Annotated in this window: 18 protein-coding genes; 14 read left to right on the forward strand and 4 right to left on the reverse strand. The window is 72.5% G+C overall.

What is annotated here, in order from left to right:
- Positions 1-62 precede the first annotated feature (62 nt).
- Entirely contained in the window at positions 63-854 is a 792-nt protein-coding gene (gene lexA / locus OHA65_RS27835) for a transcriptional repressor LexA (RefSeq protein WP_327278911.1), read from the reverse strand.
- 472 nt (positions 855-1,326) lie between these two features.
- Here lexA and nrdR point away from each other — a divergent pair, with 472 nt between their 5' ends.
- The 7 genes from nrdR (at position 1,327) to OHA65_RS27870 (ending at position 10,189) form a co-directional block, all read left to right on the forward strand.
- Positions 1,327-1,839: a transcriptional regulator NrdR gene (gene nrdR, locus OHA65_RS27840; protein ID WP_327278912.1), complete on the forward strand. Its 513-nt coding sequence runs from the start codon at positions 1,327-1,329 to the stop codon at positions 1,837-1,839.
- 128 nt (positions 1,840-1,967) lie between these two features.
- The gene (locus OHA65_RS27845) at positions 1,968-4,856 is read left to right on the forward strand and encodes a vitamin B12-dependent ribonucleotide reductase (protein ID WP_327278913.1); all 2,889 of its coding nucleotides are present in this window, start codon (positions 1,968-1,970) and stop codon (positions 4,854-4,856) included.
- Between the two features lie 150 nt (positions 4,857-5,006).
- Positions 5,007-5,861, forward strand: a complete 855-nt coding sequence (locus OHA65_RS27850; RefSeq protein ID WP_327278914.1) for an arylamine N-acetyltransferase — start codon at positions 5,007-5,009, stop codon at positions 5,859-5,861.
- Positions 5,862-5,893: 32 nt separating this feature from the next.
- Positions 5,894-6,499, forward strand: a complete 606-nt coding sequence (locus OHA65_RS27855) for a YdbC family protein (RefSeq protein ID WP_327278915.1) — start codon at positions 5,894-5,896, stop codon at positions 6,497-6,499.
- A 72-nt stretch (positions 6,500-6,571) separates the two neighbouring features.
- On the forward strand, positions 6,572-7,231 hold the full coding sequence (locus OHA65_RS27860; protein ID WP_327278916.1) for a histidine phosphatase family protein: 660 nt from the start codon (positions 6,572-6,574) through the stop codon (positions 7,229-7,231).
- Positions 7,232-7,242: 11 nt separating this feature from the next.
- Positions 7,243-8,160, forward strand: coding sequence for an ADP-ribosylglycohydrolase family protein (locus OHA65_RS27865; RefSeq protein ID WP_327278917.1), 918 nt, complete (start codon positions 7,243-7,245; stop codon positions 8,158-8,160).
- 229 nt (positions 8,161-8,389) lie between these two features.
- The gene (locus OHA65_RS27870) at positions 8,390-10,189 is read left to right on the forward strand and encodes a DUF4173 domain-containing protein (RefSeq protein ID WP_329314709.1); all 1,800 of its coding nucleotides are present in this window, start codon (positions 8,390-8,392) and stop codon (positions 10,187-10,189) included.
- Between the two features lie 78 nt (positions 10,190-10,267).
- On the opposite strand, the gene OHA65_RS27875 is transcribed toward OHA65_RS27870, so the two are convergent.
- Positions 10,268-11,836 carry an MFS transporter gene (locus OHA65_RS27875; protein WP_329314712.1) on the reverse strand — a complete coding sequence of 523 codons (1,569 nt, stop codon included), beginning with the start codon at positions 11,834-11,836 and terminating at the stop codon, positions 10,268-10,270.
- Positions 11,837-11,963: 127 nt separating this feature from the next.
- Between OHA65_RS27875 and OHA65_RS27880 the strand changes: the two genes are divergently transcribed.
- From OHA65_RS27880 to OHA65_RS27890, 3 genes are all read left to right on the forward strand, one after another.
- A complete protein-coding gene (locus OHA65_RS27880; RefSeq protein ID WP_327278920.1) occupies positions 11,964-12,566 on the forward strand; it encodes a TetR/AcrR family transcriptional regulator in 603 nt (200 codons plus the stop codon).
- Positions 12,567-12,635: 69 nt separating this feature from the next.
- The gene (locus OHA65_RS27885; RefSeq protein ID WP_328763969.1) at positions 12,636-13,346 is read left to right on the forward strand and encodes a ribonuclease HII; all 711 of its coding nucleotides are present in this window, start codon (positions 12,636-12,638) and stop codon (positions 13,344-13,346) included.
- Between the two features lie 59 nt (positions 13,347-13,405).
- Positions 13,406-14,065: a hypothetical protein gene (locus OHA65_RS27890; protein WP_327278922.1), complete on the forward strand. Its 660-nt coding sequence runs from the start codon at positions 13,406-13,408 to the stop codon at positions 14,063-14,065.
- 198 nt (positions 14,066-14,263) lie between these two features.
- Here the strand turns inward: OHA65_RS27890 and OHA65_RS27895 are convergent, their stop codons facing one another.
- Both OHA65_RS27895 and OHA65_RS27900 read right to left on the reverse strand, forming a co-directional pair.
- The gene (locus OHA65_RS27895; protein ID WP_327278923.1) at positions 14,264-14,896 is read right to left on the reverse strand and encodes a hypothetical protein; all 633 of its coding nucleotides are present in this window, start codon (positions 14,894-14,896) and stop codon (positions 14,264-14,266) included.
- Between the two features lie 215 nt (positions 14,897-15,111).
- Entirely contained in the window at positions 15,112-17,271 is a 2,160-nt protein-coding gene (locus OHA65_RS27900; protein WP_329314714.1) for a RecQ family ATP-dependent DNA helicase, read from the reverse strand.
- Between the two features lie 122 nt (positions 17,272-17,393).
- Here OHA65_RS27900 and OHA65_RS27905 point away from each other — a divergent pair, with 122 nt between their 5' ends.
- The 4 genes from OHA65_RS27905 (at position 17,394) to OHA65_RS27920 (ending at position 23,622) form a co-directional block, all read left to right on the forward strand.
- Positions 17,394-18,656: a DUF4192 domain-containing protein gene (locus OHA65_RS27905; protein WP_405757068.1), complete on the forward strand. Its 1,263-nt coding sequence runs from the start codon at positions 17,394-17,396 to the stop codon at positions 18,654-18,656.
- 242 nt (positions 18,657-18,898) lie between these two features.
- Positions 18,899-20,866, forward strand: coding sequence for a glycogen debranching N-terminal domain-containing protein (locus OHA65_RS27910; protein WP_327278926.1), 1,968 nt, complete (start codon positions 18,899-18,901; stop codon positions 20,864-20,866).
- Positions 20,867-20,935: 69 nt separating this feature from the next.
- Positions 20,936-21,682, forward strand: coding sequence for an NUDIX domain-containing protein (locus OHA65_RS27915; protein ID WP_327278927.1), 747 nt, complete (start codon positions 20,936-20,938; stop codon positions 21,680-21,682).
- Between the two features lie 116 nt (positions 21,683-21,798).
- A complete protein-coding gene (locus OHA65_RS27920) occupies positions 21,799-23,622 on the forward strand; it encodes an ATP-binding cassette domain-containing protein (protein WP_329314716.1) in 1,824 nt (607 codons plus the stop codon).
- Positions 23,623-23,708 lie beyond the last annotated feature (86 nt).

The raw sequence follows: 23,708 nt of genomic DNA on the forward strand, positions 1-23,708 counted from the left end.
AGACGGAAACAGCAGCTCCGGGACCGGCGCAGTAGGTCCCGGAGCCGGATGTGGGCGCTGGGTCAGACCCGGCGCAGTACGGCGACGACCTTGCCGAGGATGGTCGCCTCGTCGCCGGGGATCGGCTGGTAGGCGGCGTTGTGCGGGAGCAGCCAGACGTGGCCGTCCTCGCGCTTGAAGCGCTTGACCGTGGCCTCGCCGTCCAGCATCGCGGCCACGATGTCGCCGTTCTCCGCGACCGGCTGGCGACGGACCGTGACCCAGTCGCCGTCGCAGATCGCGGCCTCGATCATCGAGTCGCCTACGACCTTGAGGACGAAGAGCTCGCCGTCCCCGACCAGCTGGCGGGGGAGCGGGAACACGTCCTCCACCGATTCCTCGGCGAGGATCGGGCCGCCGGCCGCGATCCGCCCGACCAGGGGGACGTACGAGGCGGCGGGCTTGCCGGTGGTGTCCGTCGGCTGCGAGCTGGGCTGGTCGGAGCCGCGTACCTCGTACGCCCGGGGGCGGTGCGGGTCGCGGCGCAGGAAGCCCTTGCGCTCCAGGGCCATGAGCTGGTGCGCGACCGACGACGTGCTGGACAGGCCGACCGCCTGGCCGATCTCCCGCATCGACGGCGGGTAGCCCCGCCGCTGCACCGAGTCGCGAATGACCTCGATGACCCTCCGCTGCCGGTCCGTGAGCCCGGAGCTGTCGGCGCGGATGCCTGGAGGTCGCCCTGGAAGCGAGCGTGCGGGGCGTGCGGGCTCCGCCTCCTGGTTCAGACTTGCGTCGTTCATGGGATGCACCGGCTCGTGTCGGCTCTGGGAGCGGTTCTGGGCAGTGATGGTGGCACTGTCTGCGGTGGTGGTCACGTCGGCGGCCCCTCTCGAAATGTTCTCCCTAGCTGGACAACGGTAGTAGCTTTCGAAAGGTTGCGCCAAACACACGTTCGAGTGAAAAATCGCAGATCGTCCAACGTGGTCACATCAAGGGGTGTATGGACGATCGGTCCGCCGAACGCGGGTTCGGTGCCGGGTCCGCTGTTTACGGTAGCCTTCCCGGTCGGATCGCCACCTTCCGGTCCTGAGCCCAGTGTGGCACCGGGAACGTCTCCGTCCGGTCATCGGACGCGGCGACACGCGGAATGAAGTGAATGCACCACAACCCAAGATCTAGTGGTTGGATGTGCGCTGCCGCCCAGAAGTTGTGGTCCTCGGTCCTTCGAGGCCCTCGGCATCGCATATGCTGGTGGCTGCTTCGCGAGCCCCCGACGTAGACCCGTCTCCGTCGTTCAGGGGCCTTGCGAGGTGATTCAGTCGTGCCAAGAGGGAGGGTGAGGGAACCATGCACTGCCCCTTCTGCAGGCACCCCGACAGCCGCGTCGTCGACAGCCGCACCACGGACGACGGCACGTCGATCCGTCGGCGCCGTCAGTGCCCCGACTGCTCCCGTCGCTTCACGACGGTGGAGACGGCCTCGCTGATGGTGATCAAGCGCAGCGGGGTGACCGAGCCCTTCAGTCGGACCAAGGTCATCTCCGGTGTGCGCAAGGCGTGCCAGGGGCGGCCGGTCACCGAGGACGCCCTCGCCAAGCTCGGCCAGCGGGTCGAGGAGGCGGTGCGCGCCACCGGGAGTGCCGAGCTGACCACCCACGACGTGGGTCTGGCCATACTCGGCCCGTTGCAGGAGCTCGATCTGGTCGCGTACCTCCGGTTCGCGTCCGTTTACAAGGCGTTCGACACGCTTGAAGACTTCGAGACCGCCATCGCGGAGCTCCGCGTGCCACGGCCTCACCCTGAAGAGTGCGAGCCCCGCGGGACCGGTTCGGTCCCCGTGCCCGCCTCCGCCGCCGACTGACCGATCGGCCGCAGCGCAGCGCGGCCGCCCGGGAGCTCAGGCGAAGAAACGTAGATACAAGACAGACCGTGCCGCGGAATAACGCTGGCACTTTAGGGCGTTTTTGCCCGCATATGGGAGGAAGCGGCATGACAGAGACGGCGAGCGGCTCGGCACGAGGTTCCCGCGCCAAGGGGACCAAGACTGCCAAGAGCGGCCTTCGGATCGAGCGCATCCACACCACCCCCGGCGTGCACCCGTACGACGAGGTGAGCTGGGAGCGCCGTGACGTCGTCATGACCAACTGGCGCGACGGCTCGGTGAACTTCGAGCAGCGTGGCGTCGAGTTCCCCGACTTCTGGTCGGTGAACGCGGTCAACATCGTCACCAGCAAGTACTTTCGCGGCGCGGTTGGCACCCCGCAGCGCGAGACCGGCCTGAAGCAGCTCATCGACCGCATCGTGAAGACGTACACGAAGGCCGGTGAGGACTTCGACTACTTCGCGTCCCCCGCCGACGTGGAGATCTTCGAGCACGAGCTGACCTACGCCCTCCTGCACCAGATCTTCAGCTTCAACTCGCCGGTGTGGTTCAACGTCGGTACGCCCCAGCCGCAGCAGGTCTCCGCCTGCTTCATCCTGGCCGTCGACGACTCCATGGAGTCGATCCTCGACTGGTACAAGGAAGAGGGCATGATCTTCAAGGGCGGCTCCGGTGCCGGCCTGAACCTCTCCCGCATCCGCTCCTCCAAGGAGCTCCTCTCCTCCGGCGGCAACGCCTCCGGTCCGGTCTCCTTCATGCGCGGTGCCGACGCGTCCGCCGGAACGATCAAGTCGGGCGGCGCCACCCGCCGCGCGGCCAAGATGGTCGTCCTGGACGTGGACCACCCCGACGTCGAAGCCTTCATCGAGACCAAGGTGAAGGAAGAGGAGAAGATCCGCGCCCTGCGCGACGCGGGCTTCGACATGGACCTGGGCGGCGACGACATCACGTCCGTCCAGTACCAGAACGCCAACAACTCCGTCCGTGTGAACGACGAGTTCATGACGGCCGTCGAGAACGGCGCCGAGTTCGGCCTGCGTGCCCGTATGACCGGCGAGGTCATCGAGAAGGTCGACGCCAAGGCGCTCTTCCGCAAGCTGGCAGAGGCCGCGTGGGCCTGCGCCGACCCGGGCATCCAGTACGACGGTGTGATCAACAATTGGCACACCTGCCCCGAGTCCGGCCGCATCACCGCGTCGAACCCGTGCAGCGAGTACATGCACCTGGACAACACGTCCTGCAACCTCGCCTCGCTGAACCTGATGAAGTTCCTGAACGACGACGGCAACGGCAACCAGTCCTTCGACGCCGAGCGCTTCGCCAAGGTCGTCGAGCTCGTCATCACCGCGATGGACATCTCCATCTGCTTCGCGGACTTCCCGACGCAGAAGATCGGCGAGAACACCCGCGCCTTCCGCCAGCTGGGCATCGGCTACGCCAACCTCGGCGCCCTCCTGATGGCGACCGGCCACGCGTACGACTCGGACGGCGGCCGCACCCTCGCCGCGTCGATCACCTCGCTGATGACCGGCACCGCGTACAAGCGCTCCGCCGAGCTGGCCGCCATCGTCGGCCCGTACGACGGCTACGCCCGCAACGCCGAGGCGCACAAGCGCGTCATGAAGCAGCACGCCGACGCCAACGCCGTCGCGCCGCGCACCGAGGACCTGGACAACTCGATCTGGGCCGCGGCCACCGAGGCTTGGCAGGACGTCCTGCGCCTCGGCGAGAAGAACGGCTTCCGCAACTCCCAGGCCTCCGTCCTCGCGCCGACCGGCACTATCGGTCTCGCGATGTCCTGCGACACCACCGGTGTCGAGCCGGACCTGGCCCTGGTCAAGTTCAAGAAGCTCGTCGGCGGCGGCTCGATGCAGATCGTCAACGGCACCGTCCCGCAGGCCCTGCGCCGCCTGGGCTACCAGGAGGAGCAGATCGAGGCGATCGTCGCGCACATCGCCGAGCACGGCGTGGTCGTCGACGCCCCGGGCCTGAAGACCGAGCACTACTCGATCTTCGACTGCGCCATGGGCGAGCGCTCCATCTCCCCGATGGGCCACGTCCGGATGATGGCCGCGATCCAGCCCTGGATCTCCGGCGCGATCTCGAAGACGGTCAACATGCCGGAGTCGGCCACCGTCGAGGAGATCGAGGAGATCTACTTCGAGGCGTGGAAGATGGGCGTCAAGGCGCTCGCGATCTACCGCGACAACTGCAAGGTCGGCCAGCCCCTCTCCGCGAAGAAGAAGGAAGAGGAGAAGGAGGAGGTCACCGCCAAGGCGGAGGACACCATCCGCGCGGCGGTCGAGAAGGTCATCGAGTACCGTCCCGTCCGCAAGCGCCTCCCCAAGGGCCGCCCGGGCATCACCACCTCCTTCACGGTCGGCGGCGCCGAGGGCTACATGACCGCGAACTCGTACCCGGACGACGGTCTGGGCGAGGTCTTCCTGAAGATGTCCAAGCAGGGTTCGACCCTCGCGGGCATGATGGACGCCTTCTCGATCGCCGTCTCGGTCGGTCTGCAGTACGGCGTCCCGCTGGAGACGTACGTCTCGAAGTTCACGAACATGCGCTTCGAGCCGGCCGGTATGACGGACGACCCGGACGTGCGGATGGCGCAGTCGATCGTCGACTACATCTTCCGCCGCCTGGCGCTGGACTTCCTGCCCTTCGAGACCCGCTCGGCGCTCGGCATCCACACCGCCGAGGAGCGTCAGCGCCACCTGGACACCGGTTCGTACGAGCCGCTGGAGGAGGACCTCGACACGGAGTCCCTCGCCCAGTCGGCCCCGTTGGCCGCCGTCCCGGCAGCCCCGAAGCCGGCCGCGGTCGTCGAGGTCCAGGCCCCGAAGACGGCGCACTCGAACGCCGAACTCGTCGAGATGCAGCTCGGCGTCTCCGCCGACGCCCCGCTCTGCTTCTCGTGCGGTACGAAGATGCAGCGTGCAGGCTCCTGCTACATCTGCGAGGGCTGCGGCTCGACCAGCGGCTGCAGCTGACACCGGGCGTAGCCCGCAGGGGTAGCTGACCAGCAGTTCACGAAGGGGACCGGCCCATGTCGGTCCCCTTCGTCGTGGGGTTGGAGTGGGGGGCCGTCACGGTGATCATTGTGCGGAGCGGGGGCGTTGGGCGCCCGCGGTGTTGCGCGCGTGATCGGGGGAGACATGTGGAGCGGTGACGAGCTGGATCTGGATGCCTATCTGGAACGGATCGGCTACGACGGACCCGTCGGGAACGACGGGGAACTCCGGCCGGACCTCGGGACGTTGTACGCAGTGCACCGGGCCCACACCGATGCGATCACCTTCGAGAACCTGGACGTGCTGCTCGGCCGCCCCGTCGAGCTCGGCGTCAAGGTCCTGGAGGACAAGCTCGTGCACGGCCGTCGTGGCGGCTACTGCTACGAACAGAACTCGCTGCTGGCCGCTGCCCTGGAGCGGATCGGCTTCGAGGTCTCCGGGCGCGGTGCCCGCAACCGGACCCGGGGTGACTCTCTGCTCCCGGTGACGCACGCCGTCCTCGTCGTCACCGTCGAGGGCGAACCCTGGCTGTGCGACGCCGGGTTCGGCCACCAGGGGCCGCGCGAGCCCGTCCCACTGGCGCGCCCCGGGACCGAAGTGGTGCAGGGGGAGTGGACGTACGCCGTTCGCGAGGAAGGCGAAGGCGTCCTCGTGCTGTGCATGCTGCGCGAGGGCACCTGGCGGGACCTGTACGCGTTCTCCCCGCAGCGCTACCACCCCGTCGACTACGTCCTGCTCAACCACTACAGCTCCACCCACCCCCGCTCCGCCTTCGTCGGGCAGATCGTCGTCCAGCACCCGGGCGCTCCCGCCCGCCGGGCGCTCGTGGGGCGGGAGTTCACCCGGCTGCACTCCGACGGGCGGGTCGAGCGGCGGTCCGTGGCCCCCGGCGAGCTGCTCGCGCTGCTCGACCGGGAGTTCGGGCTTCGGCTGTCCGGGCGGGATGCGGAGGAACTGGCGCGGATCAACCGCGCTGAGGACTGACCGGGGCCGCGCCGGGCCCGTACGATGGCGCGGTGCTGGTCAAGTGGATTCGCTGCACGGTGACGGACCGACGCGGGTTCGAGCGCGGGCAGCGCAAATGGGCGGGGCTGCCCGGCGAACCGGGATTCCGGGGACAGGGCGGCGGCTGGAGCCGCGGGCGTCAGGGGGTCGCGCATGTCTTCGCGTTCTGGGAGAGCCGTTCCTTCTACGACTCCTTCATGGCCCGGTCGTACGACAGGCTGGCCGCGTCCCAGGCCGGTACCTACACCAATGCGCGGGTCACGCTCTTCGAGCACCGCTTCGACGTGAAGACCGGCTTCGAACCGCGCTTCACCGACGCGGACGTCGTGCGCGTGGCCCACACCCGGGTACGGGAGGGGCGCGTGGACCACTTCGCCCTCATGCAGGAGAAGGTGTGGAACCCCGCCATGGCGGGGTCACCCGGAATGATCCGGGGCCTCTTCGGAGAGGCCCCGGGACGGGAGTTCCTGGTGCTGTCGATGTGGCACGCCGCCGCGGAGCACGGCAAGTACCGCCAGGAGAGGGTCGAGCGGCTTTCGCTGCGCGCCCAGACCGAGGCCGACGTGGAAGCCCTCACCGGTGACGTCGTCGACCTCGAATCGTCCTGGACGGTATGACCGTACGACGACCGGCGGTTCGACCGGCGAGCCCGGGTGTCCGGCCCGCCGGTGGCCGAATAGGGTCGTGGAATGGCACGACCACGGCGCATCGTCCTTGTCCGGCACGGGGAATCGGAGGGCAATGCCGATGACACGGTGTACGAACGGGAGCCCGACCATGCCCTGAGGCTGACCGGTCAGGGGCGCGAACAGGCCGCGGAGGCCGGCGTGCGACTGCGCGAGCTCTTCGGGGACGAGGCGATCAGCGCGTACGTCTCCCCGTACCGCCGGACCCTCCAAACCTTCCGCGAGCTCCGGCTGGAGCCGGGGCGGGTGCGGATGCGCGAGGAGCCGAGGCTGCGCGAGCAGGACTGGGGGAACTGGCAGGACCGGGACGACGTACGACTGCAGAAGGCGTACCGCGACGCGTACGGGCACTTCTTCTACCGCTTCGCACAGGGCGAATCGGGCGCGGACGTGTACGACCGCGTCGGCTCCTTCCTGGAGAGCCTCTACCGCAGTTTCGAGGCCCCCGACCACCCGCCGAACGTGCTGCTCGTGACGCACGGGCTGACCATGCGGCTGTTCTGCATGCGCTGGTTCCACTGGTCGGTGGCCGAGTTCGAGGCCCTGTCCAATCCCGGAAACGGCGAATTCCGGGTCCTCCTGCTCGGCCCGGACGGTCGGTACCGGATGGACCGCCCGTTTGAGCGGTGGACCACACCCGAGCCTTATGACCTGGACGGCTAGAGTGGCCCGGGATGACCGCTGACTCCTCTTCCGAAGGGCGCTACGCACGCGCCATGGCCAGCCTGCGCGGGCTGGCTCTGGGTGACGCCCTGGGCTCCCAGTACTTCGTCCCCGTGAACTACCCCCTCCTCAAGCGCCGTGAACTGCCCGTGGGTACCGGGACCTGGCAGTGGACCGACGACACCGAGATGGCCTGCTCGGTCGTCGCCGTCCTCGCCGAGCACGGACGCATCGACCAGGACGCCCTGGCGAGCTCCTTCGCCCACCACCACGATTTCGACCGCGGCTACGGGCCGGCCGTGAACCGGATGCTCCGCCTCGTCCGGGAGGGCGAGGACTGGCGCACGCTGGCCGCCGAGCTGTTCAACGGGCAGGGCTCGTGGGGCAACGGCGCGGCCATGCGCATCGCACCCCTGGGTGCCTGGTACGCCGACGACCCCGAGCAGGCCACCCACCAGGCAGAGATCTCCGCCTACACCACCCACCAGCACCGCGAGGCGGTGTGCGGGGCGATGGCCGTCGCCGCGGCGGCCGCACTGGCAGCCGCCCCGGCCGGGCCGCCGAAGGCCGCCGACCTGCTGGACGGCGTGATCGCCCTGGTACCGCGCAGCGCCGTGGGTGCGGGGCTGCGGCGGGCGCGGGACATGCTGGACTACGGCGACGCGACCACCGTCGCGGCTGTGCTGGGCTGCGGGCGGCGCACCAGCGCCCACGACACCGTGCCGTTCGCCCTGTGGTCGGCGGCCCGGTCGCTGGACGACTACGAGCGGGCGTTCTGGACCACCGCGCAGGTGGGCGGTGACGTCGACACGACCTGCGCGATCGTCGGCGGGGTGCTGGGGGCACGCGGCGACGCGGTGCTGCCGGCCGCCTGGCTGGGCCGCACGGAGGCCCTGCCGGCCTGGCTGCCGGAGACGGCGGCGCACTAGGCAAAGGCGTGCCGCCGGGCCGCCGGGCCGCCGGGCCGCTGGGCAGCGGAGCCGCCGGCCGCGGGAGGGGGCTTCCGGGGGAGCCGGGCGGTACGACCCGTTTCGATTGTCACGGTCCTGCCACAGCGGCACTTCCGGTATGGCTGACGCCGCACGGCACGGGCCTACCCTGTCCGCTCCGCCGCCTCCGTCGTGATGATGGGGGCGGCCGATAGGGGAGGGGAACCCGATGTCAGAGCACTCCGGCGCAGTGGCCGACGGTGCGAGCGGGGACGCGAGCGGCAGCTCGACCGCCGATCCGGTGAGGGGCGGGCCCGGCGCAACCGCCGATCCGCCGTCAGCCCCGGCGTCGGGGGCCACCCCCACACAGCCGGCAGCGCCGCCCGGGCCGCCCACCGGCCCTGCCGCGGGCCACGCTGGCGAGCCTGCTCCCGAGCCCGCCGCTGGGCACGTCGTGGCGCCGAGCGGCTGGGATCCCAAGGCGTGGCAGACCTACCAAGTCCGGCAGCAGCGGGCGAAGTCCGGAGCCTGGTCCATCGCGCCGCTCGCGTGGGCCGAAGCAGCGCGCCCCGCCCGGGCCGCACCCGTACCCACTGCCGTCCTGCTCTCCGCCATGGCCGCCGGCCTCGTCTCGGCCCTGTTCCTCGGCGACGGCCTCGGCCCCGGCCTGCTGCTCGCCGTCGCGCCCGCCGTCGCCGCCGCGTACGCCGCCGCCCGCGCGGCCCGGCGTACCGCCCGCCCCTGGACCGTGGCCTGGGCGATCGGCTGCGTCGCGCTGCTCGCCGTGCCCGCGCTGCGCGACGCCGGCTGGCCGTCCGCCCTCGCGCTGTTCGCAGCCGTCCTGCTCGGCGCGCTGGCCCTGCACGGCAGCCGCACCTGGCCCGGCGTACTGCTCAGCCCCCTCGGCCTCGTCGACGCCACCGTGCTCGGGGTCCGCTGGGCCTGGAGCGGGCTGCGCTCGCGTGGCAGCGGGGTCGACCGGGACCGCTGGCTGCCGGTGGCGAAGGCCGCCCTGGTGGCCGTCGTCCTGCTGGTGTTGTTCGGCGCCCTCTTCGCCTCCGCCGACGCCGCCTTCGCGGACCTGCTGAGCGGGGTCACTCCCGAGGTGTCCGTCGGCGACGGGCCGCTGCGCTTCCTGCTCTTCCTGTTCGGAGCGTGCCTCGCGCTCGCCGCCGCCCGCACCGCCGCCGCGCCCTCGCGTTGGGACCGCATCCGGCTGGCGCCCGGGAAGCCGCGCACCCGCCTCGAATGGGCGTTTCCGCTCGTCGTGCTCAACCTCCTCTTCGCCGTCTTCAACGCCGTCCAGTTGGCCGTGCTGTTCGGTGGCTACGACGCGATGCTGGAGAGCACCGGGCTCACCCACTCCGAGTACGCACGCCAGGGCTTCTGGCAGCTTCTCTGGGCCACCGTGCTCACCCTCGCCGTGATCGCGCTCGCCCTGCGCCGGGCCCCGCGCGCCGGGGCCGGCGACCGGCGGTTCGTCCGCGTCGTCCTGGGTGCGCTGTGCGCGCTGACCCTGGTCGTCGTCGCCTCCGCGCTGCGTCGGATGGATCTGTACGTGGACGAGTACGGGCTGACCCGGCTGCGCGTGTCGGTGGCAGCGATGGAGCTCTGGCTCGGACTGGTCATCGTACTGATCATGGCTGCCGGGGTGTTCGGCGCGCGCCGGCTGCCACGCGCCGTCGCCGGGAGCGCGGCCGCCGCCGTCCTGGCCTTCGGGTTGCTGTCTCCGGACGGGATGGTCGCCGAGAAGAACGTCGCGCGCTTCCAGCAGACCGGCAAGGTCGACCTGGCCTACTTCCAGTCCCTGTCGGCGGACGCCGTGCCCGCACTGGACCAGCTGCCCGAACCCCGCCGCTCGTGCGCCCTGCGCGGGATCAACAACGAGCTGTCCAGGGGAGGGCGGCTCCCGTGGTACGCGATGAGCCTCGGCGAGTACCGGGCCCGGCAGATCCTCCGTGAGCGCCCGGTCACGGTCTCGTACGAGGTCTGCCGCGACCTCGGGACCTTCGCCGCCCGCACCGGGTAGCGCGCGCTGCGGATTCCGTACGCGGGCCCGGGCGCGGGGCGTGATCCCGCGCCCGAGCGTGCGCACGCCCCACCTGGCTCAGGCCGCCGGACCCGCCTGCGCGGCGGCGCCGTTGAGGGCCTCCAGGTCGCTCTTGCGCACCCGGATCACCAGCAGCGCGGTGGCCAGCGAGAGCCCCGCCATGGCGACGGCCGCGGTGAACGCGGTGGACATGCCCTGGGTGAGGACGAGGTCGCCCCACGGATCGGGCAGTCGCCCCGTCTGCTTGAACGCCGCCACCTGACCGGGGTCCGCGCGGGCCATGAAGTCAGGGATCTGCTGGGCGCCCTCGTTCCGGCTGGCCGTGCCGAAGACGGTGACCAGGATCGACAGGCCGAGGGAGCCGCCGACCTGCTGGCTGGCGTTGAGCAGTCCGGACGCCGCGCCCGCCTCCCGCCGCGCGACCCCGGAGACGGCGGTGAGCGTGAGGGTCACGAAGTTCAGCCCCATGCCGAAGCCGAAGAGCAGCATCGGTCCGAGGACCCCGGAGACGTACGAGCTGTCGGTGCGGATGAACGTCAGCCAGGCGAGTCCGGTGCCGGTGAGCGCGGCCCCCGTGACCATGAACGGTTTGGGGCCGAAGCGCGGCAGGAAACGTTGCGAGATGCCGGCGGCGGTGATGATCGCGACGGTCACGGGCAGGAAGCCGAGCCCGGACCGGATCGGGGAGAAGTCGAGTACGTTCTGCACGAACTGGACGATGAAGAAGAACATGCCGAACATCGCGGCGGCGAGGCCCAGCATGATCATGTAGGTGCCGGCGCGGTTCCGGTCGGCGAACATCCGCAGCGGGATGATCGGCTCGTGGGCCCGAGACTCGACGGCCACGAAGAGCGCGAGGAGGACGACGGCCGCGACGAAGGAGGCGAGGGTGAGCCCGTCGCGCCAGCCGTCCTCGGAGGCTCGGATGAACCCGTAGACGAGCGAGGCCATGCCGCCCGTGGAGGCGAGGGCCCCAGCGACGTCGAAGCGGCCCGGGTGGCGCTCGGACTCGGTGATGTAGAGCGGGGTGAGCACGGCGATCAGGAGCCCGATCGGCACGTTGACGAAGAGGACCCAGCGCCAGTCCAGCCATTCGGTCAGCATGCCGCCGGCCAGCAGGCCGATCGCGCCGCCGCCGGCGGACACGGCTGCGAACACTCCGAACGCGCGGTTGCGCTCGGGGCCTTCGTCGAAGGTCGTGGTGATCAGGGCCAGGGAGGTCGGCGAGGCGATCGCACCGCCGACCCCCTGGAGGGCACGGGCGGCCAGCAGCTGCCAGGGCTCCTGGGCGAAACCGCCGAGCAGGGAGGCCAGGGTGAACAGCAGGATGCCCGTCAGGAACACGCGGCGCCGGCCGAGGATGTCGCCGGCCCGGCCGCCGAGCAGCAGGAGCCCGCCGAAGGCCAGGGTGTACGCGCTGATCACCCAGGACAGGTCTGTCGTGGAGAAGGAGAGGGCGGTCTGGATGTGCGGGAGTGCGATGTTCACGATCGTGGCGTCGAGGACGACCATCAGCTGACAGGCGGCGATGACCGTGAGTGCCACGCCGGGGCGCCCTTCCCGGCGGGCCGCGCCCGGTATCCGGGGCGTGGCGAGTTGCGAACCTTTCACCGTGGAACCCCCCATAGTGAAATAGTGAACGCATTCGTTCACTGCGGATCCACGGTAGGAGGCCCTTGATAGTGAACACAACCGTTCACTAAGGGGGAAAATGCGCGCGAGCGGCGCGTGAGTCGGTCGGAGGTCAGAGGCGATGGTGGGTTCGCGCTGGTCGGCGACGTCACCGGGGCGCAGGCGGGGGCCGGAACTCGAACGGGCGATTCTCGACGCGGCCTTGGAGCAGTTGAGCACGGTCGGATGGAACGCGCTCACCATGGAGGGGGTCGCGGCCTGCGCGCACACCGGCAAGGCGGCGGTCTACCGGCGTTGGCCCTCGAAGGCGGACCTGGTGGCCGAGGTGCTGCGTACCGGGCTGCCGCCGCTCGGTGAGATCGCAGACTCCGGATCGGTCCGGGAGGACTTCCTCCGGTTGTGTGTGCGGATGCGGGACGTGATGGAGTCGCGCGCCGGCCAAGCGCTGCGAGCAGTCCTTCACGAATGCGACCATGCCCATGCAGGACGGTTCCATGACGTCATCCGGGCCGGGCTGCACGAGCCCGCCCATCGGCTGATCAAGGAGCTTGTGCAGCGCGGGATCGAGCGGGGCGACGTGCGCGTGGACGCGACGAGTCCGTTCGTCGCCGACGTCATTCCGGCCATGATGATGTACCGCGCGAAGGTGTGCGGGAGCGAATGGGCGGATTCGGACATCGCAGAAATGATCGACCGGGTGATGGTGCCGCTGCTCAGAGCGTGAGACGCCGTACCCACTGCGCCCGGGCCGGGGTGTGCAGGCGGCGCGGGGCGGCGTACCCTTGCTGGCGCCATGCCGTACGAAGCACCCACCCACACCGTCGAACGCTCCCTCCGTGCAACCACCGGCGCCAAGGTCATCGCCGGGGTCGACGAAGTCGGACGAGGGGCCTGGGCCGGTCCGGTCACCGTGTGCGCGGCGATCACCGGACTGCGCCGCCCGCCTGCTGGGCTCACCGACTCCAAACTGCTCACCCACAAACGACGTGACGCCCTCCTCGGCGTGCTGGAGGACTGGGTCACCGCGTACGCCCTGGGCCACTCCTCCCCGGAGGAGATCGACGAACTCGGGATGACGGCCGCCCTGCGGCTCGCCGCGGAGCGCGCCCTGGAAGCGCTGCCCGTGCGGCCCGAAGCGGTGATCCTCGACGGCAAGCACGACTATCTCGGCCCGCCCTGGCGGGTTCGGACGGTGATCAAGGGCGACCAGTCCTGCGTCGCCGTCGCCGCGGCCTCGGTGATCGCCAAGGTCAGGCGCGATCGGATGATGGCCGAACTCGGCCGGCAGGGCGGCGGATTCGCGGACTTCGCCTTCGGCGACAACGCCGGATACCCCTCGCCCGTGCACCGGGCCGCGCTTGAGGAGCTGGGGCCCACCCCGTACCACCGGCTCTCGTGGTCGTACCTTGACGCGCTGCCCCGGTGGCGCCACCTCAAGAAGGTGCGGCGCAGCGAGGAAGCGATGGAACTGGAAAACGGAGGCCAACTCGGCTTCGATTTCTGATCGCGCCCACGTGCCACCCGCCGGTACGTTTCGTACCGGTGTTTGATAGACATCAACTCATGCCTCTCACCCCCGAGGAGCCTCAGATTCACGAGAGTGCCCAGGGTCCCCGCGTCACGCCGGCCGCGAGCCGCACCGCGCAGACCCCCCGCCCTGTACCTGGTCCGCGTCCCGCCGCCGTTCCGCGGCCGGGGCGCCCCGGTCCCTCCGCCGCGGCGGCGAGCCGCGCGGGAAGTACCCCCAGGCCCGCACCGCCCGCACCGCGTGCGCCGCAGGCCACCCCCGGACCCGTTCCCGCAGCCCCCACCGCACCGTCCGTCTCGGCGGCGGTGCCGCAGGTCCAGCTGATCCCGGCTTCCGCCGAGGGCGCGCTGGACGCGGCCGAAGAGGCCGTCGACCTACTGCTCGACACCGGACGCGCACCCAGCGACGTCCTGGTGCTCACCACCGGCGACCCGCACCCGTGGGCCGCGCACGAGTTGTCCTTCGGCGAGGCCGCCTACTGGGCCCTGCACGATGCCGGGGACGACGTCTTCTATGCGGACGCGGCGCAGGTCGAGCGCGCCGCAGGCCGACCCGTCGTGGTCTTCGCGGCCAACGGCGGACCGGCCGGGGCGACCGCCGCCGCCCTGCCGACCGCGCTCGCGCGGGCCGGCGCGCTGCTCATCGTGTGCGGCGACCCGGAGCAGATCAACTCCGTGCTGGGCGCGGGCGTCTGACGCCCCGTACCCCGGCGCGGGCAAGGGGCGGGGCCGGCCGGTGCCGGCCCCGCTGAAGCCCGAGGCCTGACCTGCCGTACGCCCGCTCCAGGGTGTACGGCCGTGAGGGCTGCTGCATACGGAACGCCGTGCGCCTCGGACGGGTGCGCGCGGGTTCCTGCGCGCGGCCCGTACGGGTGCGGGGCGGGCCGGCCGGGTTCAGCGTGCGGCGGTACGGCGGCGCATGACCTCGGTCGCGCCGCCGCCGGTGCGCAGGGTCACTGCCGGGAACTCGGCGACGCTGTCGCCGAGGTGCTCGGGCCGTGAGTCGGAGCTGGGGTGTCGGCCGCCGCGGCCTTCACCGAGCACCTGCCAGCCACCGCGGGTCAGCGTGATGTACGCGCCGCACCGCAGCCCGTGCAGGGTGCAGGCGTCCCGCAGCCCCCACATCCAGGCGCCGTCCTCCTCGGTCCACCGCTCGTCGCCCTCGCGGCAGTACAGCAGGACCGCGGTCCGCACCGGGGTCCTGCGGCGCAGGTCGTGCGGGATGACCCGGCGCAGCCCGGCAAGCAGGGCGTTGCGGTAGTCCCAGCCGTCGGCCGAAGCCGACCGCTGGACGAACGAGGCGCTGGCGACCAGTCGTTCCTCGGGGCCGAGGACTGCGATCACCGCGGTCGAGGGCACCGGACTGTGTCGTGAGTGCAGCCCGCTGACCACCTCGCGCGGGTTGGACAGCAGCGGCACACCCGCCGCAGTCCATTCGGCGGGTTCCAGCATTCTGCCGTGCCGGCTGGCGACGCCGGCTGCCGTTGTCAGTGACGTGGTCGAGGGCGGGGCGAATCCGAAGGTCACGGTCCTCCCTTCGGGTACACGCCCGCGGACGGGCACAGCTGGAGTGCGGGCACGCCGCGGCACGGCCCTGGGAAGCGCCGTCGAGCCGAGCGGGAGCACTCCGATTCTCGCGTGGCCCGTGAGCATGCGGCAACGAGCAATTGGCGCCGCCGACCAGAATTCGCCGGTATGCCGTTCATATCCTTGCCCCGACACGCCGATGATGACTCATCCGACTACGGCTGGACCGCGAGTACCAGCGGGAACACCCCCTTCGCGCCTGCCCGCCGCACCAGCCGGGTGGCCACCGCGAGCGTCCAGCCGCTCTCCGCGCGGTCGTCCACGAGGAGTACGGGCCCTGCCGCCTCCGTCAGACTCGACGCCAGCGCCGGGGGCACGGTCAAGGCCTGGTGGAGCCCGCGTACCCGCTGTGCGCTGTTGGAGGAGGGCAGGCCGAACTGCGGGGCCTGGTCCGTGTACGCGAGCGCCCCGAGCAGCGGCAGCCGCCCGACTTCCGCGATCCGTGCGGCCAGGGAGCCCACCAGTTGGGGGCGGCTGCGCGAGGGGAGGGCGACCACGCCCACCGGCCGTGCGGGTGCGTCTGGTTCCCCAGAGGCCCAACCGCCTGGGCCCCGGGCCCAGTCCGCGAGCACCGCCACCACGGCCTGCGCCACATCGTCCGGAATCGGCTGGTCGGGAGCTTGCGCCGCGAGCATCGGACGCAGCCGGTTGCCCCAGCCGATGTCGGATAGCCGGCCCAGCGCCCGCCCGGTGGAGGCCTGTTCCCCGGCCGGAATGCGGCCCTTGAGGTCGACACCGACGGCGGCCAGCCCGGTCGGCCACATCTTGCGCGGCTCCAGCTCGACGCCGGGGCGCCCGAGCTCGCCGCGGGCGGTGTCGAGGGAGGTGGTGGAGACGTCCGCCGTGAAGCGGGCTCCGGCGCAGTTGTCGCAGCGGCCGCAGGGTGCGGCCTCCTCGTCGTCCAACTGGCGGCGCAGGAATTCCATCCGGCAGCCCGTCGCCGCCGCGTAGTCGCGCATCGCCTGCTGTTCGGCGGCCCGCTGACGGGCCACCCACGCGTAGCGCTCGGCGTCGTACACCCACGGCTCGCCCGTCGAGGTCCAGCCGCCCTTGACCCGGTGCACCGCGCCGTCCACGTCGAGGACCTTGAGCATCGTCTCCAGCCGGGTGCGCCGCAGGTCGACCAGCGGCTCCATGGCGGGCAGCGACAGCGGCCGGCCCGCCTGGGCCAGGACCTCCAGGGTGCGGCGCACCTGCTGCTCGGGCGGGAAGGCCACCGAGGCGAAGTACTGCCAAATGGCCTCGTCCTCACGGCCGGGCAGCAGGAGCACCTCGGCGTGCTCCACGCCGCGGCCGGCGCGACCGACCTGCTGGTAGTAGGCGATGGGGGAGGACGGCGAGCCCAGGTGCACCACGAAGCCCAGGTCGGGCTTGTCGAAGCCCATGCCCAGAGCGGAAGTGGCCACCAGGGCCTTGACCCGGTTCGCCTGGAGGTCGTCCTCGGCCTGCTGTCGGTCGGCGTTCTCCGTCTTGCCGGTGTACGAGGAGACCGTGTGCCCGCGGTGGCGCAGGTACGCGGTGACCTCCTCGGCGGCGGCCACGGTCAGCGTGTAGATGATTCCGGAGCCCGGGAGCTCGCCGAGGTGGTCGGCGAGCCAGGCCAGCCGGTGCGCCGCGTCGGGCAGGGTCAGCACCGCGAGGCTCAGGCTCTCGCGGTCCAGCGGGCCGCGCAGCACCAGCGCGTCCGTGCCGGCGCCGGTTCCCAGCTGCTCGGCGACGTCGGCGGTCACGCGGGCGTTGGCCGTGGCGGTCGTGGCCAGCACCGGGACGCCGGGAGGAAGGTCGGCCAGCATCGTGCGCAGCCGGCGGTAGTCGGGGCGGAAGTCGTGCCCCCAGTCCGAGATGCAATGGGCCTCGTCGACGACGAGCAGTCCGGTCGCGGCGGACAGCTTGGGCAGCACCTGGTCGCGGAAATCGGGGTTGTTGAGCCGCTCCGGACTCACGAGCAGGACGTCGACCTCGCCCGCCGCGACCTCCGCCTGGATCCCCTCCCACTCCTCGGGGTTGGCGGAGTTGATGGTGCGGGCGCGGATGCCGGCGCGGGCGGCGGCCTCCACCTGATTGCGCATCAGCGCGAGGAGCGGGGAGACGATGACGGTGGGCCCGGCGCCCTTCGCCCGCAGTAGCGAGGTGGCGACGAAGTACACCGCGGACTTGCCCCAGCCCGTGCGCTGCACCACCAGCGCCCGCCGCTTGTGCGCCACGAGGGCCTCGATCGCGAGCCACTGGTCCTCGCGCAGGCGGGCGGTGCCCGTGGGGTCGCCCACGAGGCGGGCCAGTACGGAGTCGGCCGAGGTCCTCAGGTCTGCGTTCATGCCCCCATGCAACCCGATGGTTCTGACATTGCGCCAATGGTGCCCCGAACCTGTGGATGTTGAATGCTCAATAGTTATCCACAGGGGTTTCCGGATCCGATCGTCCACGGGACCGTCGGGGCATGACGAACGACCGCGAATCACGCACCCCGTCCGACCGGCCCTCCACCAGCCCGCCCGGACCCGCCCCCGACCCTCGGATCACCCTGCGCAGCCCGGCGGAACTGGCCGACGCGCTGCCCTACATGCTCGGTTTCCACCCGACCGACTCCCTCGTCATGGTCGCCGTGCACGGCGAGGGCGGGCGTTTCGGCGGCCGGCTCCGCGTCGGCATTCCCACGGTCCCCGCTGAATGGGAGGACACCGCCCGCCAGGTCGCCGACTGCCTCGTGCGGGGCAGTGAGCGGCACGGCGCTAAGCCCGACGGGATCGTCGTCTTCCTCTGCCAGGATCCGGTCGGCGACGAGAGCGCCCAGCGGGTGATGACCCGGCTGCGGCCGCTGGCCCAGCGCATCCGGCTGGCCTGCGGCGCGCTCGACGTGCCCGTGATGGAGGCGCTCTGCATCTCCGGCGGCCGGTACTGGTCCTACTGCTGCCCCGACGAGCGGTGCTGCCCGGCCGAGGGCAGCCCGCTGGCCGCGACCGGAACCTCGGTGATGGCGGCGACGGCCACCTTCGCCGGACTGCGGGTCAGGGGCTCCCTCCGGGAGATCGAGGGCCGGCTGGCACCGCTGCGCGGGGGAACGGCCGTGGAAATGGAGCGGGCTCTGGACCGGGCCGCCGCCGCCCTCGTCCCGAAGATCCTCGACGGAGCCACCCGGAAGGAGGTCGGCGTCGAGACCGTCACGCTGGCCCGCACCCTGATGCAGCGGATGACGCTCGCCCCACCCTTCGAGGGCGGTCCGGGGGTCGACGACTGGGACGACGCCCTGCTCGGTCACGACGAGGCCGCCACCTTGATCCTCGGCCTGCAGGACCGCGAGATCCGCGACGTCGCGGCCGAGTGGATGGAGGGCGAGGAGGCCGCCCCCGCCCTGCGGCTGTGGCGGGCGCTGGCCCGCCGCTGCGTCGGGGCCTACGGGGAGCACGCGGCGGCACCGCTCACCCTCGCGGGCTGGGTCTCGTGGTCCACCGGGGACGAGCCGACCGCCCGGATCGCCCTCGGACTGGCCCTGCGGGCCGACTCCGAGTACCGCTTCGCCCAACTCCTGCACCACGCCTGCAACGAGGGCATCGATCCGGAGGGGCTGCGGGCCTGCCTACGGGAGGAGCGCCGGCGCCGGGAGCCCCGCCGCAAGCGCCGCGCGGCCACCACCCGCCCGCCGGGCCGCCGGGACACCCCACTGCGTCGTGAGCCCCGCCGCACCACGGGGAGCGACCAGTGATCCGGGGCCCGCGCGAGCGGCGCGGCCGGGACGCGGGACCCGTGCGGCGGATCCGGGACGTCGCCGTCACCGTCGTGCGGCGGCGGACGCGTCACCGGCACGGCCCAGTACGGGCGCAGCCGCCACCGGGGCCCGTGACCCGGGCGGGGGCGAGGGCGTTCAGCTGGAGGGTGGCGGGGGCCCGGCCGCGCCGCCGCCCAGCGAAACCGGCCGGGGCGCAGACAGCCCAGACAAGGCGACCCATGGCTCACTCCGTACCGCCCGCCCGCAGGACCGAGTTGCCACCCGTGCACGGCGCCGTCATCTGCGTCGCCGCGCCCTGCCTGGTCATCTCCCCCGAGCACGGCCAGCTGACCGGGCGGGGGATCGACGGGATCTACCGCTCCGGGCGGAGGCTGCTGTCCCGCTGCGTACTCCGGATCGGCGGCCGGGACCCGGTCGCCGTCCAGGGGCGCAGCCTCGGCTCCGACCGAGCCGCCTTCACCGCGACCGTGCGTACCGGGGCGGAGGCGGGCCCCGACCCCGACATCGGTGTGGAGCGGGTCCGGCACGCGGACGGCACCGAGCGGATCACCGTGCGCAGCTTCACGACCCGGCCGATGCGCCTGCCCGTGGAGGTGTCGCTCGGCACCGACCTGGCCGAGCTGGCCGCGGTGGCCGCCGGCCGGGCCGGGCCGGAACTGCCGGCCGCGGTGCACGCCGCCGGCCTGCGCTGGAGCAACGGGGAGACGCAGGCCGTCACTGCTGTCGAGCCGGCTCCGGACGATGCGCTCGCCTCCGCGGGGCTGCTGCGCTGGCAGCTCGAACTGGGGCCCGGCGAGTCCCGCACCATCGAGCTGCGGACCACGCAGGACCGCACGGCGCGGGCCCCGGCCGGGCAGGTGGCCAACCCGCTGGCCGACGCGCGGGCGGAGGGGGACGACCCGCGGGTCGAAGCCTGGTTCCGCCGCAGCGTCGAGGACCTCGGCGCACTGCTCATGCGGGACCACGAGGAACCGTCCGATGCCTTCGCCGCGGCCGGAGTCCCGTGGCGGCTCGGGCTGGCCCCGGCGGAATCCCTCTGGGCCGCCAGGATGGCCCTGCCGCTCGGTAGCGGGCTCGCCGCGGCCACGCTGCGGACCCTGGCCCGGACCCAGACCGGCGGCGGGGGGCCCGATGCCGGGAAGATCCCGGGGCCGTTGCGCGGGGCGGGCCCGCAGCTGCCACCCGGCTGCACCGGCACGGAGGCGACACTCGCCTTCCCGGTGGTGCTCGCCGAGGCCCGGCGCTGGGGAATGCCCGAGGAGGGGGTGGCACGGCTCCTCCCGGCGGCCGAGCGGTGCCTGGACTGGCTGCGCGGCGCCCTGGGGAAGGACGGGTTCCTGGCCGATCCCGAACCCGGGCCGCGGCGCTGCGAGACTCAGGCCCACGCCCACCGGGCCGCGCTGCTCGGGGCCGACCTGCTCGCGGGATGCGGGCGGCCCGGCGCCGCGGAGTGGCGGGAGTGGGCCGCCGCACTGCGGGAGAGGTTCCGGGACGGCTTCTGGATCGACGGCCCGGACGGCGGGCGGCCCGCGGCGGCCCTGCATCCCGACGGGCGGCCGCTGCCCCGGATGACGGGGGCCGCCGCCCACCTCTTGGACACCGGCCTGCTGGGCGGCGGGGAGCTCGCCCCGGGACTGCTGGACCGGGTCCGCACCGAACAGCTCGCCCGCCTGCTCGGCGCCCCCGCCATGGATTCCGGATGGGGGCTGCGGAGCATGGCGTTCCGGGAGCCGGGCCACAATCCCTTCGGGCACCGCTCGGGCGCGGTGCGGGCGTACGAGAGCGCCGTGGCGGTCGCCGGGCTGGCCCAGGCCGGCTTCGGCAAGGAGGCCGCCGGACTTCTGAGGGGGCTGCTGGACGCCGCGGAGAGCTTCGGGTACCGGTTGCCGGAGATGTACGCCGCCGAGCAGCGCACCGCGGGCAGCGCTCCGCTCCCGCACCCGGCGGCATGCCGTCCCGCGGCGGCGGCTGCGGCTGCCGGGATCCACGCGCTGACCGCCCTCGCCGGGCTCCGCCCCGACGCCCCCGCGGGCACGGTCGCCCTCGTCCCGTTGCCCGGTGCTCCCCTCGGCGCCCTGCGCTTCTCCGGCCTGCGGGTGTCGGGGGAACCGTTCGCCGTCCGGATCAGCAGGCTCGGACTCGGCATGGTGGAGGAGGCGGCCGATGCGCTCCAACTCGGCGGGTAGCCCGCCCGTCGCCGCCTCCGGGATCACCAAAGCTCTGTTTATCGTCAGGCAGACGACTATGATCGCGGCATGTCGCCCTACGACCCGTCGGCCTATCCGCCCTTCGCTGTCACCGTCGACCTGGTCGCGCTCACCGTCCGGCGTCACGCGCTCTGCGCGCTGGTCGTCCGGCGGGGTGAGCAGCCGTTCCAGGGACGCTGGGCCCTGCCCGGAGGCTTCGTCCGCGGAGACGAGGACCTGGCCGCGGCCGCGGCCCGCGAGCTCTCCGAGGAAACCGGCCTGTGCGCCCACGACCCGGCCGAACCGGGTGCGGACAACGGGGCGCACCTCGAACAACTGGCCACGTACGGCGATCCGAAACGGGATCCGCGCATGCGTGTCGTCAGCGTGGCGCATCTGGTCCTGGCTCCGGACCTGCCGGCCCCCCGGGCGGGCGGAGACGCCAACAGCGCGCGCTGGGCCCCCATCGACGAGCTCCTGGCCGTCGAGGACCAGGCGGCCTCCGGACTCGCCTTCGACCACGCCCGGATCCTCGCCGACGGCGTGGAGCGGGCCCGCTCCAAGATCGAGTACTCCTCGCTGGCCACCGCCTTCTGCCCGCCCGCCTTCACCGTGGGCGAGCTGCGCCGGGTCTACGAGGCCGTGTGGGGCGTGGCCCTCGATCCCCGCAACTTCCATCGCAAGGTCACCGGGACCCCCGGATTCCTGGTGCCGGCCGGTGGCACGACGACCCGTCAGGGCGGCCGACCCGCCCAGCTGTTCCGGGCCGGCGGGGCGAACCTTCTCAACCCGCCGATGCTGCGGCCCGACATCTGACGCGTCGACACGGGCGCTAACACACCCTAGGTACCCCGAAAATCGGACATATCGCGTTATCTTGTTTGCGGTACTCACATTGCCGCAGAGCGGTCTCACCCCCCGCGAGAGAAGCGATGCTCCAGGCCATCGGACTCACCAGCACCCCCCGTCGAGACCTCCCGCCCCTCGTGGACGACCTCACGTTCGAGGCCCGCCCGGGAGCCGTGACCGCCCTCCTGGGCGAGCCGGGATCGGGCAAGACCACCGCACTGCGGCTCATGCTCGAACTCGAACCGGGCCGCGGCGTCACCTACTTCCGCGGCCGCCCGCTGCACAGGATCCCGCATCCCGGCCGTGAAGTGGGAGTGCTGCTCGGCGACGTCCCGGGCAACCCGTCGCGGACCGTCCGGAGCCAGCTGCGGATGCTGTGCGCCGCCGCCGGGGTGCCGGCCTCCCGGGCCGACACCATGCTGGAGGTCGTCGGCATCGGGGGTCTGCGCGACCAGCGGCTCGGCTCGCTCTCGCTCGGCATGGAGCGCCGGGTGGGGCTGGCCGCGGCCCTCCTCCCCGACCCGTGCACACTGCTCCTCGACGAGCCCGCCGCCGGACTCTCGCCCCGCGAACGCGGCTGGCTCCACGGGCTGCTGCGCGGTCACGCTTCTCTCGGCGGCGCGGTGCTCTTCACCACCGATGACGCGAAAGAGGCGGCCCGCAACGCGGACCGGGTCGTCAGCATCGCGGCCGGCAGGCTCATCGCCGACCAGGATGCGGCCGAGTTCGCCCGCACCCGGCTGCGGCCGCGGGTCGCCGTGCGCAGCCCGCACGCCGCCCGGCTGGCCGATGTACTCGGCCGCGAGGCCCGGGCCGCCCAGCGTGCGGTGGAGATCGTCGAGGAGAGCGGTAGCCGCCTGTCGGTGTACGGCAGCAGCTGCGCGGAGGTGGGTGAGGCGGCGTTCCGGCACGGCGTGCTGGTCCACCAGCTCGCCGACGAGACCGGGGATGCCGGCGCGCCCCGCCCGTCCGTACCACCGGTGCCACAGGCTCGCACCGGGCCGGGCGCGGAGCCCGCGAGCCCGGCGGACCCGGCGAGCCCGGCCCTCGCGCCCGAAGCCGGAGAGCGATCCGCCCCCGGGGCCGGCCGGTCCGCCGCCCGCAGCGGGCGCCCGGCCTCGACGGTGCGCCGCGTGGGCGGCCCGCTGCGGCCGCTGCGCTACGAGCTGTGCCGGGTCTTCGGCACCGCCACGCCCCTCCTGACCGCGGCCGTCGTCGTCGCCGTCTCCGCCGTCACCGCACTGGTGCTGGCCCGGGCCGGCGGTACCCCGCAGAACCGGCTGCTCGCCGCCTGGCCGGAGTTGCTGCCGCTGCCGCCCGCCGCCCTCGGAGCCGGCCTGCTCGGCGCCCTGGCCTTCGGTGAGGAGTACCGCTACCCCGCGCTCGCCGCCGACCGCGGCACCGTGCCGCGCCGGGTGGGCCTGCTCGCCGCCAAACTCGCCGTCTGCGCCGCTCTCGCCGTGGCCTTCGGCGCGCTCGCGGTCACGGCCGACGCCGCCGTTCTGGAACTCGTCTTCGACCGGGGCCCGCTGCGCACCCCCGGGGAATGGGCCTCCCCGGCGGCGAGTTGGGCGGGGCTGCTCGTCGGTTGCGCCTGGGCGGGCGTCCTGGCCTCGGGAGTCTTCCGTTCGGCGGCCGCGGGCCTGACCGCTGTGCTCGCCGTACCGGTCGTGGTCGTTCCGCTCGTACGCAAGGCGCTGGACGGACCGTCCGCGTATCCGGCGAGCGGGCTCGCGGCCCGGCTGCGCGGGCTGGCCTGGGCACAGTGGCCCCCGGAGGCGGACCGCCTGGTCCTCGGCGCCCTGCGGGTGATGGCCCAACCGGTCGCTGCGGCACTGGTGTTGTCGCTGATGGTCCTGTTGTGCGCCTATGGGTTCACAGGACTGCGCAGCCGCGTCCGTTGGTAAAGGACCGTTGGTGATCGTTCCGGTGCCGGACGGTGCCGGACCGGGCCGGAACGGGACCGATCCGGCCCACATCACGTGAACCGGAC

The sequence above is a fragment of the Streptomyces sp. NBC_00045 genome, from assembly GCF_045041095.1.
In the GTDB taxonomy this organism is placed as follows: Bacteria; Actinomycetota; Actinomycetes; order Streptomycetales; family Streptomycetaceae; genus Streptomyces.